Here is a 15,140-nt window from a genome sequence, read left to right on the forward strand (position 1 = left end):
AGGGAAATCATGGCGAATCGATACATCATGGGGATTGATAATGGATCACAAAGTACAAAAGTAGTGATCTTTGACCTAGAAGGAAATGAAGTCGCTTATGGTTCACAGGCGTTAAGGGAAACCTTAACACCTGAACCAGGCGTCGTCATTCACCCAGACGATGACTTATGGGATAGTGTTTATTACGGTGTGAAAAACTGTTTAGCAAATTTCGACGGTAATCTGAAAGAAATCGAAGCAATCGGGTTATGTACAATCCGATGCTGTCGCGTTTTACTTAATGAAGACGGTGATTTAGCCCATCCAGCGATTAGCTGGATGGATGCTAGATTATCAAAACCGTATGAGCACAAAGATGATCGCGTACAGTATGTGACAACAACTTCTGGCTATTTAGGATTACAGCTGACGGGAGAATACAACGATACGGCTGGTAATCAGGAAGTATTTTGGCCGATTGACCGTGAAACGTTAGATTGGTCGACGGATGACGCCGTAATTGAAGCGAACGGCTTACGAAGAGATATGCTGTTTAACCTTGTGAAACCAGGTGAAAAGCTCGGTTCCATTCGTAATGAGCTTGCAAAGGAATTTGGTTTAAGCGAAGGCATTCCAGTCGTTGCTACTTCGAACGATAAAGCGGTGGAAGTGCTTGGATCAGGTATTCAGAACGACAGTTCAATCATGATTTCATTGGGTACCTTTATTTCTTCCATGTTATTAAGAGACAACTATTATGAGGACGCGAAAAACTTTTTTCCAACCTTTGCATCCATTCCTTTTAAATACGTCTATGAATCTAACGGTATTCGACGTGGATTATGGACGGTTAGCTGGTTTAAGAAGTTAATCGGTGAAGAGCTTGTAACGGAAGCAGAAAAGTTAGGGATCTCGGAAGAAGAGTTCTTGAATCGTAAGGCGGAAGAAGTTCCTGTTGGTAGTGAAGGGTTGATTACGATCCTAGATTGGTTAGCTTCACCTGATAAGCCTTATCGAAAAGGGTTAATGCTAGGCTTCGATCAACGACATTCTAGGTACCACATTTATCGTTCGATCCTGGAAGCGATTGCATTTAATATTAAAAACAACATTGATAAGATGTTAGATGAAATTGATGTTGAGTTGAACGAGGTTGTCGTCATTGGCGGCGGTTCAAAGAGCGATGTGATCATGCAGATTATCGCTGATTTGTTTGGTTTACCTGTTCACCGACGCATGGGAAGTAGTAGCGCGTGTCTAGGTGCCGCGATTAGTGCAACGAAGCATTTAAGAGTGTATGATACGTTCCCAGAGGCGATCGAGCAAATGGTAAAAACGGAAAAAACGTTCACTCCAGTGCAGAGTCATTATGAATTCTACAACAAGTTGAACGAAACAGTTGTGAAAAACGTTAGAAAGCATACGGATGAAATATTAAAGCTTTCTTATCCGATTTTTAATTAAGCCTTCTTAGGGAATCATGTTATGGTAGACCTATTGTAAATTGTGACATGAGCGTTTCAATTAGGAGAAAAGCAATCGTTATTTTCTAATAGGAAATGACGGTTGCTTGTTTTCGCTGCGCGAGTCAGGAGCAAAGTGAAAGGACTGGAAGAAGTATGATCAAATTAGATACGAATCATTTAACGAAATTAGAAGAAGAAGTTCACGGCAAATTATCGGATGTTGTTGCTACAAACGATAAGTTAAAAATAATTGATGCTGCTGAGCTATGTGACGTTTCTCCTTCTAAAGTGTCAAAACTCGTACGTAAATTAGGCTTCGATAACTTTAAGCAGTACAAGCTTTACTTTAGCGGGCAGCAAATCAACCTTGAAAAACAAAAAAAATCAAACGAAATTGAGCGACTAATGCAGTTTTTGGAAAACTTCGATCCTGAACTTATTGATGATTTTGTTTCTGTTTTTCAAAAGTATAAGAAGGTGATCATCTACGGTCTTGGCCCATCTTTTATTAGTGCAGAGTACTTTGCGTACAAGCTGACAGTTGTCACAAATAAAAATATCACCGTAACACAAAGTGAAGACTTTGCAAGCCGACTGGCAGATGAAGACACGTTACTGATCGTTCTTTCCGTTACAGGGAAATTCTCATCGTTTGAAAATTTATTTACAGAAACAAAGCAAAACGGTGCAGATATCATGCTGATTCTAGAAGAGTATGTGAACACGTTAAACTCGATGGCGGATTATATTTTCTATTTATCGAAGTTTAATCAGGATAACAGCCTGCTTCCTTTTGAAAAAACGAGAACGGTGTTTTTTATTTTTATTGAAGAAGTGATTGCGAGGATTAGTGGGGGAGGCGAAAGGTGAACACGGTATTAGAAAAGCGTCTTACTTCATAGGGGAATGAGGTGAGACGCTTTTTGTGTACAAGTTAAGCAGAAGGAGTATCTTCATAAGTAATCGTTAGACTCTGAACCTTTAGATCATCTGCCTGTCTGTCTAAAGATTTGACAGCCTGTTCAGACTGGTTTTCTAAAGCTGTTAGCAGAGTGCGGTTTGTCATTGTATAACGCTCGGTTTCCTCTACCATTGCTTTAACAATTTCGCCTTGCTGATCTTCGCTAATGATAATAGTCCGTACCAAATTTAGAAACTGTTCGTCGATATGATGAATGTCGTCAATGGCATCCTGAAGCTGTTTTTGCTTATGTAATAGACTTGTGGATTCAAGAATTCGTTCTCTTACTGTTAATGAATGTAGTTCTTTCAAGAAAAACCCTCCTTAGGCAACTCATTAAATGAGTGAAAAAAGCGTAGAAACTCGGTCATCTTCGTGAAACAAATCTTCAATAGCTTTTCGATACTTTTCGATATAGTCATACCCCTTAGTTACTTGTTTACGAAGAGCAGACAGCTCATAGTCGAAATCAACACCTTGAAGAGGAGGAATAGATTCGTGAACAGAGATATGACGAATGGTTTTACTTAATCGACTGAAATAGATGTGCTTTCGAAGATACATGCTATAATGAGCTGGATTTTGCTCAATATCATTTACTTTCGTAAAAACTTGATGCTTTTGTTTTAAGTATTCTTCCTCGATCTCTCTATTCACAGCGAGCTCAAACCTTCGGATTGCCTCTTCTTTTTCCTGAATAACCGTTTTTCCATCCCGATACATGCGGAGAGACGCGGATATATTCACCAAAATGGTCTCACCATTCTGACTTGTGGAGTAAACCATATCTGTACCCTGATAGGATTTATTACCAGACCTAATGGCCTCAAGCATTTCAGCTATGCTATGACTGGATACGATCGTATCCATAAGTTTCTTGTATTCTTCTTTATTTAAAGTCTCAAGCTGCGAGAGAATCTGCGTGTAATTATGATAAAGTCTGGAAGCCAAAATTGCATCTCCAGCGATAGGCGGTGGTTGGGGAATCACTGAATCGAAGCGAATCTGATCCATTTTCCAAATAATATCCTCAATGTCTTGTAAATCTTTCTTTACTTTCTCAAAGACATGCACAAGCTCGGTTTTTTGGTCAGTTGTAATATAGTTGGCTTCTACTAACTTTCCGAAAATGGTGTCGGCGTTTTGAGTAATGACCTGAACATTATCGAGAAGGTCAGGAACTTTTTCGTTCATGCTTTCGACCATATCACTAAATTTTGATTGGTCGAGCAGATATGTGCCAGAAATATTTGCGATTGGGTTGCCGTTTAATAGTTCAGGATCGAAACCTACCAAATCCTTAATCACTTGATCATTTCCATCTTTTTTAGAGGCAACCGTATAATTAATGGCAAGCTGCTGAAAGTCTTCAATAACATGGTCAGGAATTTCATCAACCAATTCACGAATGCCTTTATAAGTTGGGTTTGTATCGATCATGTCTACTTCCCCAAGAGTAACAAATCCTCTTACACCACTTGCCCCATATAACGGATCATCATAGGAGATGGTTTGATGAACCCTTTTTGCTTTTTGGCTGTAGTAATCTTTGGTGAAGGCTTCGAGGGCTTTGGGGTCTATAGTGTAGATAGCATTTCGGTTATCAGGCGAAATGGAAAATGTTTTTGCAAGTTCTCTTTGGAAATTAGTATCAGCCTCAAATAACTGATAGTAATTAGTTTGTGCACCATTTACACTATAGACTTCATCAAATGTGTTGTATAAAAGTAGAGCAGTTGTATTATTGTTATGTGCTAGTGAATGAGAAAGTCCGATTATCGGGACAGTATTGTCTTTCTCTGAAATTTGAAATTCATTTTTTACATCTTTAACAAATTCATTTGTCATCTGCGCTTGTGAATAATCTTTACCAGCAAACATAGCTTTAATGTTATAAGTCCAATCGTCATTTCCTTGGGAGCCCTGTGAAATAACATATATTTCATTGATATCATTTTCTTTTGATTTAAAATGAATTGCTGTACCGTCATAACCTGAAGTATCTCCTTCAAGTCTGACAGACTCCGATGAGTGGAAGATATCTATGTTAGCAGGAAGAACTTCCCCGAATTCTTCAAGATAAATTTGTTGTACTTCTTGAATGAACTCTTTATCGGAAAGATTGCTATACTCCAATTCTGTTATTCTTAGACGAAACTCGCGAGAATTTGATAGTTGAATCGTCATAAGTTTACTCACTTTCCGTAATGAATTTAATGGATTCTAGCCAATGATAGATAGTGGTTTTGTAATCTTTCTTAACTTGATTACAGTGACTGTCGGCATTACCCTTACTACACTCTGAAAGTGTTGTCACTTCAATAGCTCCATTATTTTCTGTGTTCTGAACCATGGCGACTACTCCAAAGTAACCATCTTCATCTTCATAAAAAGCTCTTTGTATAGTGCGTCCATCAAGTTTTTTTTCTTGAAATTGAAGAGGGAGATCAAAATTTTCTTCAAGCGTTTGCAAGCTAGACTCCATAAATTCAGCTTTCATAAATTGATAGTATTTAATATTGATTCTAGTACTGACATTATTATCTTTCAGACCAATACTATATTTTTCAGTACCGTCTTGTACATAATATCCTCTTTCATCTATAACGCCCTCTTGAGGAAAGTTCATACTATAAGCACCAGTTTCAGAAAGAAAAGGATAAAATCCTTCTTCTGTTTCGTTAATTGATTGAATGAACCCCTTAGTAAATTCATCTTCAAATGCTTTTACATTCGGCAGTTTCTCTGTATCTACTTTCTCTGGATCCGTAGTTTGATTTTCTTCACTCATTTGACAGCCTCCTAAAAATATAGATAAAACCATGAGTAGACTAATAATTAATCTCATTGTGATCCTCCAGCTTCATATGGTTGTTATAGGGCTCTTATTAAAAGATACAATAGATATCCTTTTCTTGGAATGTAACTGAGAGATTTTTTGTTTGGTCAGCGAAGTAGAGACATTAGTACTAGTTGTGCTATGTCTGATTTATTGTCGTTTTGATGAATGGAATTTTTCTGTTGAGTGTTTTTTCACCTATTGCTTTCTATACGATCCGGAGTATTTTGGGCATAAGTTAACTATAGTGTCTGCTAAGAATATCACCGTAGCCCAAAGTGAAGACTTTGCGAGCCGACTGGCAGATGAAGACACGTTACTGATCGTTCTTTCCGTTACAGGGAAATTTTCATCGTTTGAAATTTTATTTACAGAAACAAAGCAACACGGTACAGATATCATGCTGATTCTAGAAGAATGCGTGAATACGTTAAAATCGATGGCGGTCTATATTTTCTATTTATCGAAATTTAATCGGGATAACAGCCTGCTTCCTTTTGAAAAAACGAGAACGGTGTTTTTTTATTGAAGAAGTGATTGCGAGGATTAATGGGGGAGAGTCTGAGTAATCTACCCGTAAAAGATAAGCTGTATAAGCGGCGTTTTACAACATATGAAATGACGCGGTTCACTTAAACAAACGTTTGATTAAGTGAACTGCGTCATTTTTTGGATCATATGGTATGTAATAGATGTCTCATTAATAAAAACGAAGAGGTTTATAACAACATCATAAACCTCCTCGTTTTCTGTTATCTATGAAGCCATTTACTCAAAACGAAATCATTTAGACTCCTCTGAATGATTTCTTAATTTATCTTTCCACGCTTCAAACCCATCCCGCTCAACCGATAATTTCTCCATAATCGTTTGCCAGGCATCGACCTGTTCGGGCTTTAGTTCTTGAAAAATGGAAGTGAGATGGTGTTTTTGTGTGTTGCTCAGCTTTTCCTCTAAATGTTTGCCTTTATCCGTTAGAAACAGCTGTTTAACACGGCGGTCGTGTTCCGCTTCTGATGTTGTGACAAGTTCTTTTTCGATTAAAGTTTTCATTGGTCGATGAAGCGCCTGTTTGCTTACTTCTAACAGTGATAATAATTCATTCACACTAAGTCCAGGAAAACGTGCGATGAAAAAAAGAATGCGGTGGTGAACGCGTTGGATGCCGTACTCTTCAATCATAATATCCGGTTCTTCTGTGAACGTTTTGTAGGCGAAGTAAAACATGGCTAACACTTCATTCATTTGTTCGTTCGTTTTTTCCTTCATCACTACCCCCTGAAGCTTTGAACATATCGCATTGATTGTATTTCCTAGTATACCACTGCGTCCTTTTTGCCACCAATAAAGAGTCAATAAGTTTGACCTATATCATTTTGTTTGATATCCTTTTATTAAGTCAACATAGTTGACGTTATTTAAGGAGTGTTCAATGATGCAACAAACATATACAGTAGGAAATTATTTATTAGATCGTTTATCTGAATTAGGGATTCGCCATATGTTTGGCGTACCCGGAGATTATAATCTTGCGTTTCTTGATACGATTCTTGAGGATGGAAAAATGGAGTGGATTGGAAATGCTAATGAACTGAATGCAGCTTATGCTGCGGATGGATATGCAAGAATGAATGGTGCGGGTGCACTTGTTACAACGTTTGGGGTTGGAGAACTCAGTGCAGTGAACGGAATTGCTGGCGCATATGCTGAACGCGTGCCGGTGGTAAAAATAACAGGCACACCAACAACGGCTGTGATGAAAAATGGATCGCTTGTTCACCATACGCTTGGTGATGGGAAGTTCGATCGCTTTGCGAGAATGTATGAAGAAGTAACGGTGGCGCAAACGACTTTAACGGAAGAAAATGCGGCGCAGGAAATCGACCGCGTCCTGCAAACATGCTGGATGGAAAAGCGTCCGGTACATATTAATCTTCCAATTGATGTGTACAATAAGCCGGTTAACAGACCAGCTTCACCATTAAATTTATCGTTTGAAGGAAATGAGGAAGTGCTGGATGAAATGGTGCGTGAGATTACGAGAGAAGCAAATGAAGCGACTCAGCCAGTCATTTTAGCTGATTATGAAGTGGACCGTTTCGGAGCACGTGAAGCATTGCTTCGTTTTGCAGAAAAAACAGGTTACCCTGTTGCGACATTAAGCATGGGAAAAGGAGTCTTCCCAGAATCTCATCCTCAATTCATTGGGGTTTATAATGGTGAACTGAGCTCTCCGGAGGTACAAAAACGAGTAGACGAAGCCGATGTTATTTTCCAGATTGGTGTAAAGCTTAGTGATTCGATTACGGGTGGTTTCTCTCATCAATTTACGGAAGAACAGGTTGTCGAGGTTAACCCGTATGGCGTGAAGCGGAAGGAAGCAAAATACGCTCCTATTTCAATGATTCAGGCGATGGATGAACTAGCTGCTCGTCTGGATCAATATGAGGGAGAAGCGGAGCCAACGCGATTAGCAGAGGATGAGGTTTCTTCAAGTTCAAATGAAATCACGCAGAAGTGGTTTTATGAGCGAATGGGTAAATTCTTGAAGAAAAACGATGTCCTTTTAGCTGAGCAAGGAACGTCTTTCTTCGGTGCAGCGACGATGTCTTTACCTGAGGGAGCACGTTTTATCGGTCAACCGCTCTGGGGTTCAATTGGTTACACATTGCCGGCTTTACTTGGCTCTCAACTCGCAGACACTGAGCGACGAAATCTTTTGTTTATCGGCGATGGGTCATTCCAGCTAACAGCACAGGAACTGTCGACGATCATGCGTCATCGTTTAAAGCCAATCATTTTCCTCATTAATAATGATGGTTATACGGTTGAACGCGCGATTCATGGACCTGAGCAAGTTTATAACGATATTGCGACTTGGGATTATCAAAAACTTCCGCATGCGTTTGGATCGAAGGAGCACTTCACGACGTTTAAAGCAGAGACGGAGGAAGAGCTTGATCAGGTGCTCGCTAGTGCTAATGCAGAAGATGAGAAGCTTTGCTTTATCGAAGTTGTCATGCATCGTGACGATACGCCTGAGCTGCTATCAAAGTTAACGAAGAAGTTTGCGGCGCAGAATAATTGATGGAATGAAAAACGTAAGGAATGAATGATAGGGAGTTCGAATCATTGTTATTGATGATTCGGGCTCTTTTTTTCATATTTTAGTAGCTCATCTAACTGACATAGATTGACACTAGGTCACCCTTATTCCTCTTTCATATTTCCTATGCTTCGACAGAACCTCCCATGGTTTCTGGTTCCTAGTGCCTATATAATAGAGTGGTATTTATGACACTATTTGGGAAAAATGGGGGATGGTTGAATGAGGAAAGTGGTATTTTATCTAGTTGCTAGTCTTCTAGTATTAAGCGGATTAACGTTGCAGGGAAAAGGTTATGCAGCAAGTGATAGTCATAATGAGTGGAAGAATGAAATTAAGAAGCTGGAACAGGACAAAGGAACTACTTTTTCGAAAGAAGATTTAGAGAAAATTGAATCACAGGTAAAAGACAAGCTATCGAGTGATCCTAACAAGGTGAAAACACTAACGGATTATTGGGAGAATGAACCCAATGATACGTTGGATCGAGCGAATCTATTAAATCTCGATGATACGGTGTATGGCACGTTTGAATGGGATGATGTTGACGTCTATCAAATTGAAGTGAAAAATCCGATAGAATTGGTGGTTTCAGGCGCTTCACAGCGTGGGATTGACCTCGGTTTTCTTCTTGTCGATGGAAATGGGAACGGGTTGACTCCAGATGCTTATGAGATTTACGACGGCGTTCAAGTTCAACTATACGTGATTCCAGAAGGAACTTATTATATAGTAGCTCTTGATTTAAATGGCGGTGGTTCAGATAGCATGTATGCTTTATCTGCCATGAATATGGAGTATATTGATCGCATCTCAGGTGACGATCGCTATGAAACGGCGATCGAGATTGCTAGAGCAGGGTGGCCAAATGGAGCAGATAATGTGGTTCTTGCGACCGGTTCTACTTTTCCCGATGCACTAGCAGGGGCACCTCTAGCATTCCAAATGGATGCACCGATTCTTCTAACCCCAAAAGCCAAGCTTGATAAGCGCGTAAGGAATTTAATGAAAGAATTCGGCGTGAAGAAGGTTACGATTCTTGGTGGACCGAATGCTGTTTCGTCAGCAGTAGAAAATGAACTGAAAAAAGATATGAAGTTAACCGTTAATCGAATTCAAGGAGAGAATCGATACGAAACGGCAGCGGCGATTGCGGAGACGCTTCTACCGAATCGAACAGCAGTTGTAGTTGATGGTGGGAACTTCCCTGATGCTCTTTCCATGGCTCCATATGCAGCTATGTACGGTCATCCAATCTTTCTAACGGATTCAAATGAATTATCTAAAGCAACTAAGGATGCGATGGCGAATTATACAAAAACCTACGTGATTGGTGGACCGAATGCGATTAGTGAGAAAGTGAAAAAACAGCTACCGTCGCCAACAAGGATACAAGGAAATGATCGTTATGAAACATCAATAGCTGTTACGAAGAAGCTGAAGCTACCAACATACGGCGTATTTGTAGCGACAGGTGAAGGATTCGCTGATGCTTTGACTGGGTCTGTATTAGCAGCTAAGTTTGGTGCACCAACAATTCTAACAAAGAAAAATCAGCTTCCAGAGTCTACTTATAAATTCTTTAAAGAAGAGCAAACGACTGATTATATTATTTTAGGTGGAACAAGTGCTGTTGGACCTGGTGTAGAGGATGATATTCTTTCGTTGGATTGATGGTTGATGGTGCCTGTCACCGCCCGAACTGTGTAACTATTTGTCGAAGAGGATGTAGATTGATAAAAGAGATCGTGGGGCTTTGCTCCACGATTTCTTTCTATTCGTTTTTATGATATCTAGGAGGGTGGCTTTGGAATTCTGAATTCAATCACTTATTTCTCAGTTTGCTTTAGCATTCTTTATAACGAAAGTACTTTTATTATTAACTTGGAGAAAGCAGGTAGTGATTATGAAGAAATCGGGATTACTCATATTTTTGTTTTTCATTCTTGTTGCATGTTCCATTGAGGAGAAGACTGATTCCAATCCGGAAAACACCAAAACGGCCAATACAGAAGAGGAGAACTCGTCAACTAGTGAAACAACTGAATTATCTAATCAGAATTCGGAAGAAGTTGATAGCGAAGAAATATCTCCCCAGGAAATCCAGTCTATTATTGAATCGGGTTTTGATTTACCACACGGAGATGCGGAATCGGTGAAGAAAGTAGATTTTCATGGAGATGGTATACCAGAATTTGTAACAATTATGCAGGGTCCAGAGTATGATTTGCTCACTGTGTATGAGTATGATTTGGAAAATAAAAAATGGATAGCGGTTTATGAAGATGAATCTCACGAAAATTATGGAGGTGTTGAAAGTCTTAACATTCTAGAAACGGCTAATATGCTTGATGATCAAAAGAAAGAACAAGTGGTTATAGGATTTAACAGTGGTAGCGGTGCATTTCTTAGTTTCTATGTATTATGTGAAGTTGACTCAGGCATAGAGAAAGTACTTTCAAAGTTCGATGGAGATTATTCGCAAGGAAGTATTGCTGTTAAGGGTGGTGCCTTAATAGTGATGAGTGAAGCTGAGGAAGTGGAGCGATTTAGTAACTTGGATTTTCAGGTTTCCGATAATCATGCGGGAGGGGGATCTCGCCATGAAGAGAATATCCTTACAATTGACACAGCTTCTGCTCTCATTAATGAATTTTATGTTGCGGTCGTAAGTGGAAACTATGAGAATGCTTATGATTTGATAGGAGAACCATGGAGAAATCAAATGAGCTATGATTCTTTCTCAACAGGCTATATTGATACAGCGTCACTCAAGTTTTCAATTGATAATGCTTCGAACCAATCAAGAAATGAAATACTTGTTATAGGGACGGTAGAGGCGGTGAATAAAGGTACAGAAACCACGCAATTGTTTGAGGTGCAGTATGTTGTTAGCATGCAAGAGGGGGAATTGAAGATCAAAGAAGGGAGAGGCAAAGAAATCGCCAATAAATCAGATAAGAAAGTTACTACCCAAACACTTAACCCAGAAGACGATTGGACCTTTGGTGAATGGGAAGCTGCTACGTTTAATGAAAAAGTGGTCAAAATTGCAAGGACGTGGGAGGAGCATGTCTATCAGAACCCAGGTGCTGCAAAAGCTGATACGGTTTTAGTGTCGACAGCGCTCTATATTGAAGACAATTACACGACTCTTAAACAGTCAGTAGATTCTATTGAAGAACTGATTATTGGATCTTATCTAGCATCGGATGTATCTTCGTATGATCCGGAAGAAAAATGCTTGCTAGAGATGGAAGGGGCTTGCGGGTTTGAGTAAGTTCACGAACGCTCCACAAGAGGTTTGAATCCTGCGGTGCCTGTCACCGCCCGAAGTATGAAAAGTTATGTCGAAATATAGGATGAATCATGAACTTCTCCTTCCCAAAATACACTAACAGTATAGTCTGCTGCATAATTAGGAGGAGATTCAATGGCGATCCACACAGTAATAATGGGGGATAATCTTTGGCGAATTTCAATGACCTATGGTGTCCCAATCTCCACTTTGAAGACAGTGAACGGTCTCGTTTCTGATCGGCTTGTCCCTGGCTTGAATTTGTATATCCCCGATCAAGAGTTACCTGAGCGATATTATCAAATTAAAGAGGGAGATACGTTTTGGAACCTTTCTCAAAAATATAAAACATCCGTGCAAGCGATCGTTGCAGCTAATCCTACGATTAATCCGACAACGATTCCAATCGGTGCAAGAATTCGCATTCCTACTATGCAGAAATATCCTATGGAAACCCTCGTCTTCTTTGATGCAATAGAAGGCTCACCTTACTTAGAAACGTTGAATGAATTAGCAGATTCTATAACCTATTTAGCTATCTTCACTTACTCATTCACGGCTGAAGGCGAGCTTATTACAATCGATGATGATCTAATCTTAAAGCAAACGAAACAATTAAACATTAAGCCATTACTTGTCATCAGTAACTATGACGTGCAAATGTTTAGTGCGGAGTTAGCCGCTACGGTTCTTCAAAATAAAGAAAGACGAGCAACACTCGTTCGAAATCTCGTTGCGAAATTAAAAGAAAAAGGCTATGCAGGAATTAGTATTGATTTCGAATTTGTTCCACCTGAGAGAAGAAATGATTTTACCTCCTTTTTAATGGAGTTAAAGAAAGGGCTGGGTAATCTAACACTCCAACTCAATGCGCATGCCAAAAGCAGCGACATACCAACAAACCGTTTAGTCGGTTTTCTTGACTACAGGGCGGTTGGTGAGATTGTGGACATTGTTTCCATTATGACGATTGACTACGGATACGCGATTGGTCCAGCTGACCCGATCTCACCTGTGTGGTGGATCGAACAGGTATTAACTTACGCCACTGGGGAGATCGATGCACGCAAAGTCATGATGGCGATGAGTTTGTATGGATATGACTGGACGGTGCCGATTCAGTCTAAACCAGCTCAAATGATTTCTGCGCAAATAGCCCAGAATCGAGCAGTCAATGCGTGGATTCCCATTCAATACAACCAAACCGCACAGGCGCCAAACTACCGCTACACCTTTGCAAATACGTCGCACGCAGTTTGGTATGAAGACATCCAAAGCGTCACAGCGAAATTCAAACAAATGCAAGTTTATGGTTTGCTTGGTACGACTTACTGGAGGCTTCGCTTTTCGTTTCCGCAGAACTGGGCGTATGTGAAGAAGAATATGCTTGTGCGTAAATAAGAGAGCTATTCAAAATTGTATCATTCGTTCTTTGAAGAGCTGATCATATGGTTGAAAGAATGTAAGTACTTGAAAACGATATACGAACTTTTGAACCACAGAAATCTGCGAACTTTCTGCGGTTCTTTTTTGTGTTGATATCTTTAACTAGATAAGATTTGAATTTAATTCTGGTCGTAAACTGCTAAAGATGGTATATTTTTGAACCGATAACGAAAAGTAAGTCGTCTATCATACAGGTGAATCCAGGGGGGAGCTAGTTGGGGGAGAAAAAAACAGACAATGAGTTTGAGAGAAATGAAATCGTTAGGGAGTTTATTGATGACTTTGCCGAGCAGATTAAGCGGCTGGCTTATACATACGTGAAAAATTGGGCGGTAGCGGATGATATTACGCAAGAAGTATTTATTTCTTGTTTTAAAAACATAGAACATTTCAGGGGAGAAAGTAGCTATAAAACCTGGTTGTTTAAAATCACGGTCAATCGATGTAAAGATTATTTGAAGAGTAAGTGGTTCAGGTCGATGGTTCCTTTTCGCGGGGATGAAAAGGTGGAGGTGGCGGCTGGTCTTGACGAGATACTCGTTCAAAAAAGCGAAGGGGAAGAGATTTCTCAGAAGGTTCTTTCGCTTTCGGTGAAATATCGAGAAGTGATTATATTGTTCTATTATGAGGATTTAGGTCTTCAGGAAATAGAAGAATTAACAGGTATTAAAACAGAGACGGTTAAAACAAGATTAAGGCGTGCTAAATTGCAACTTCGTGAGCTTTATAAGGAGGTTGAGTAGATGGAGGATAAGCTGAAAAATCTTCGGGATAAAATGAATAGAACGGTGTTGAAAAAGGGTGCGGTAAGTGAAGTAGATAAGGAGCGGCTTTATCGTAAGGCGTTGCAATCTAGAGAAATTAAGAGAAGCCCTAAGCGATTGGGGCCAGTTCTATCCATCGCATCCTGTCTTATTCTTCTTATCATCTTCACTTCCTATGGGTATACAAATAATATCGTGAAAAAGCAAATAGGTGATAAGGAAAGCTCCAGAAAAATCACTGGAATGAATGAAACTACCGATCGTGAAGCAAAAGAATTAATTGATGGAGAGAAACTGCCATTATTTCCATCAGAAAATGAGATCAAGAAAAATCGTAATTCAATTCCTACTGAAGAGCAATTCATAAACTCTATTCATGGCATGACCCACCAAAAAGTACTGGCTGATGAAAAATGGGGTCTTTATGAAATGAACGATGAGAGCATCGCGAATATGTTGGATATTCTCGACAAAGTCAAAAGTCAGGAAACTTATGAACATTATGATTTCTACTACGAGACACTAACTCAATGGAAGAAAGGGAACTTCGAAAACGCTGTGGATGTACACAATCAAATCTGGAGGTGGAGTGGTGGGACAACTGGCAAAGCAACACGGTTGTTGACTGATGCAGAAGAACAGGAGTTTATAGAAAAGAACTATGATTAAAGGATACATTAATTACAATTAAGGGGTTGCATTAAAAATGCCATCAATAAAAATATTACTTATTTCCATAACATCCGCCGTCCTTCTCACGATCGGACTTGCATACTGGTTTATATCAGATATTAATACAAATTTAGCCGAAGAAAAAGGACAGACAGAAGCTTCCGGGGAGAAGTCCAAGGAAGAGATTGATCCAGAACGCTACATCGATGACGGTGGGGGTTCAACTGAGGATAACGATATTCCAAGCGAGAATCGTTTTATGAATATTCTCCATGGTATGACGCACCAAAAAGTTTATGCCGATGATAAGTGGACGCTAGTTGAAATGACGGATGATCGTATTGAAGAAATGCTAGTGACACTCGATCAAGTAAAAGATCAGGGCACATATGAGCATTATGATTTATACTACACCGCATTAACAGAGTGGAAAAACGGGAATTTTGAAAATGCTGTAGACGTTCACAATCAAATTTGGAGTATGAATAGTGGTACGGTAGGAAGAGCAACACGCTTATTAAGCGCTGAAGAAGAGAGCGCATTTGTTGAAGAACATTATTAAAAAGTAAGATTTAGATAATATTAGTAGATTGATAAGTTATGAAAACT

14 protein-coding genes are annotated in these 15,140 nt (G+C 39.5%); 10 read left to right on the forward strand and 4 right to left on the reverse strand.

All coding sequences use genetic code 11. The features are described from left to right. The first annotated feature begins 9 nt into the window (after nucleotides 1-9). Together IQ283_RS02285 and IQ283_RS02290 are read left to right on the forward strand one after the other, a co-directional pair. Nucleotides 10-1,443 (forward strand): FGGY-family carbohydrate kinase, encoded by a 1,434-nt coding sequence (locus IQ283_RS02285; RefSeq protein WP_194218540.1) that lies wholly within the window; start codon nucleotides 10-12, stop codon nucleotides 1,441-1,443. Nucleotides 1,444-1,598: 155 nt separating this feature from the next. Continuing rightward, the gene (locus tag IQ283_RS02290) at nucleotides 1,599-2,315 is read left to right on the forward strand and encodes a MurR/RpiR family transcriptional regulator (RefSeq protein ID WP_194218541.1); all 717 of its coding nucleotides are present in this window, start codon (nucleotides 1,599-1,601) and stop codon (nucleotides 2,313-2,315) included. A 64-nt stretch (nucleotides 2,316-2,379) separates the two neighbouring features. Here the strand turns inward: IQ283_RS02290 and IQ283_RS02295 are convergent, their stop codons facing one another. The 3 genes from IQ283_RS02295 to IQ283_RS02305 are packed head-to-tail and all read right to left on the reverse strand — an operon-like array spanning nucleotide 2,380 to nucleotide 5,197. Continuing rightward, nucleotides 2,380-2,718 (reverse strand): hypothetical protein, encoded by a 339-nt coding sequence (locus tag IQ283_RS02295; RefSeq protein ID WP_194218542.1) that lies wholly within the window; start codon nucleotides 2,716-2,718, stop codon nucleotides 2,380-2,382. A gap of 24 nt (nucleotides 2,719-2,742) precedes the next feature. Beyond that, complete coding sequence (locus IQ283_RS02300; RefSeq protein WP_194218543.1) at nucleotides 2,743-4,593, reverse strand: DUF6792 domain-containing protein; 1,851 nt, start codon at nucleotides 4,591-4,593, stop codon at nucleotides 2,743-2,745. A gap of 4 nt (nucleotides 4,594-4,597) precedes the next feature. Continuing rightward, nucleotides 4,598-5,197: a hypothetical protein gene (locus IQ283_RS02305; protein WP_194218544.1), complete on the reverse strand. Its 600-nt coding sequence runs from the start codon at nucleotides 5,195-5,197 to the stop codon at nucleotides 4,598-4,600. 151 nt (nucleotides 5,198-5,348) lie between these two features. Between IQ283_RS02305 and IQ283_RS02310 the strand changes: the two genes are divergently transcribed. Beyond that, nucleotides 5,349-5,774 carry a hypothetical protein gene (locus IQ283_RS02310; protein ID WP_194218545.1) on the forward strand — a complete coding sequence of 142 codons (426 nt, stop codon included), beginning with the start codon at nucleotides 5,349-5,351 and terminating at the stop codon, nucleotides 5,772-5,774. A gap of 254 nt (nucleotides 5,775-6,028) precedes the next feature. On the opposite strand, the gene IQ283_RS02315 is transcribed toward IQ283_RS02310, so the two are convergent. Then, on the reverse strand, nucleotides 6,029-6,514 hold the full coding sequence (locus tag IQ283_RS02315) for a MarR family winged helix-turn-helix transcriptional regulator (protein ID WP_194218546.1): 486 nt from the start codon (nucleotides 6,512-6,514) through the stop codon (nucleotides 6,029-6,031). A gap of 166 nt (nucleotides 6,515-6,680) precedes the next feature. On the opposite strand from IQ283_RS02315, the gene IQ283_RS02320 reads away from it, so the two are divergent. The 7 genes from IQ283_RS02320 (at nucleotide 6,681) to IQ283_RS02350 (ending at nucleotide 15,093) form a co-directional block, all read left to right on the forward strand. Beyond that, the gene (locus tag IQ283_RS02320) at nucleotides 6,681-8,333 is read left to right on the forward strand and encodes an alpha-keto acid decarboxylase family protein (RefSeq protein ID WP_194218547.1); all 1,653 of its coding nucleotides are present in this window, start codon (nucleotides 6,681-6,683) and stop codon (nucleotides 8,331-8,333) included. A 240-nt stretch (nucleotides 8,334-8,573) separates the two neighbouring features. Beyond that, complete coding sequence (locus tag IQ283_RS02325; protein WP_194218548.1) at nucleotides 8,574-10,025, forward strand: cell wall-binding repeat-containing protein; 1,452 nt, start codon at nucleotides 8,574-8,576, stop codon at nucleotides 10,023-10,025. A gap of 232 nt (nucleotides 10,026-10,257) precedes the next feature. Next, on the forward strand, nucleotides 10,258-11,631 hold the full coding sequence (locus IQ283_RS02330) for a hypothetical protein (RefSeq protein WP_194218549.1): 1,374 nt from the start codon (nucleotides 10,258-10,260) through the stop codon (nucleotides 11,629-11,631). 153 nt (nucleotides 11,632-11,784) lie between these two features. Continuing rightward, nucleotides 11,785-13,050 carry a LysM peptidoglycan-binding domain-containing protein gene (locus IQ283_RS02335; protein ID WP_194218550.1) on the forward strand — a complete coding sequence of 422 codons (1,266 nt, stop codon included), beginning with the start codon at nucleotides 11,785-11,787 and terminating at the stop codon, nucleotides 13,048-13,050. A gap of 260 nt (nucleotides 13,051-13,310) precedes the next feature. Beyond that, nucleotides 13,311-13,838 (forward strand): sigma-70 family RNA polymerase sigma factor, encoded by a 528-nt coding sequence (locus IQ283_RS02340; protein ID WP_194218551.1) that lies wholly within the window; start codon nucleotides 13,311-13,313, stop codon nucleotides 13,836-13,838. Further along, nucleotides 13,839-14,528, forward strand: a complete 690-nt coding sequence (locus IQ283_RS02345) for a DUF6241 domain-containing protein (protein WP_194218552.1) — start codon at nucleotides 13,839-13,841, stop codon at nucleotides 14,526-14,528. A gap of 37 nt (nucleotides 14,529-14,565) precedes the next feature. After that, nucleotides 14,566-15,093 carry a DUF6241 domain-containing protein gene (locus IQ283_RS02350; RefSeq protein WP_194218553.1) on the forward strand — a complete coding sequence of 176 codons (528 nt, stop codon included), beginning with the start codon at nucleotides 14,566-14,568 and terminating at the stop codon, nucleotides 15,091-15,093. Nucleotides 15,094-15,140: the final 47 nt, after the last annotated feature.

Origin of the sequence: Pseudalkalibacillus hwajinpoensis (assembly GCF_015234585.1) — a bacterium.
Lineage (GTDB): Bacteria > Bacillota > Bacilli > Bacillales > Guptibacillaceae > Guptibacillus > Guptibacillus hwajinpoensis_B.

Excerpts from the sequence above, each read along its gene's own strand:
- IQ283_RS02330 (WP_194218549.1), top strand. The coding sequence starts at position 10,258 with ATGAAGAAATCGGGATTACTCATATTTTTGTTTTTCATTCTTGTTGCA.
- IQ283_RS02315 (WP_194218546.1), bottom strand. The coding sequence starts at position 6,514 with ATGAAGGAAAAAACGAACGAACAAATGAATGAAGTGTTAGCCATGTTT.
- IQ283_RS02285 (WP_194218540.1), top strand. The coding sequence starts at position 10 with ATGGCGAATCGATACATCATGGGGATTGATAATGGATCACAAAGTACA.
- IQ283_RS02335 (WP_194218550.1), top strand. The coding sequence starts at position 11,785 with ATGGCGATCCACACAGTAATAATGGGGGATAATCTTTGGCGAATTTCA.
- IQ283_RS02350 (WP_194218553.1), top strand. The coding sequence starts at position 14,566 with ATGCCATCAATAAAAATATTACTTATTTCCATAACATCCGCCGTCCTT.
- IQ283_RS02345 (WP_194218552.1), top strand. The coding sequence starts at position 13,839 with ATGGAGGATAAGCTGAAAAATCTTCGGGATAAAATGAATAGAACGGTG.
- IQ283_RS02300 (WP_194218543.1), bottom strand. The coding sequence starts at position 4,593 with ATGACGATTCAACTATCAAATTCTCGCGAGTTTCGTCTAAGAATAACA.
- IQ283_RS02305 (WP_194218544.1), bottom strand. The coding sequence starts at position 5,197 with ATGAGTGAAGAAAATCAAACTACGGATCCAGAGAAAGTAGATACAGAG.
- IQ283_RS02290 (WP_194218541.1), top strand. The coding sequence starts at position 1,599 with ATGATCAAATTAGATACGAATCATTTAACGAAATTAGAAGAAGAAGTT.
- IQ283_RS02320 (WP_194218547.1), top strand. The coding sequence starts at position 6,681 with ATGCAACAAACATATACAGTAGGAAATTATTTATTAGATCGTTTATCT.
- IQ283_RS02325 (WP_194218548.1), top strand. The coding sequence starts at position 8,574 with ATGAGGAAAGTGGTATTTTATCTAGTTGCTAGTCTTCTAGTATTAAGC.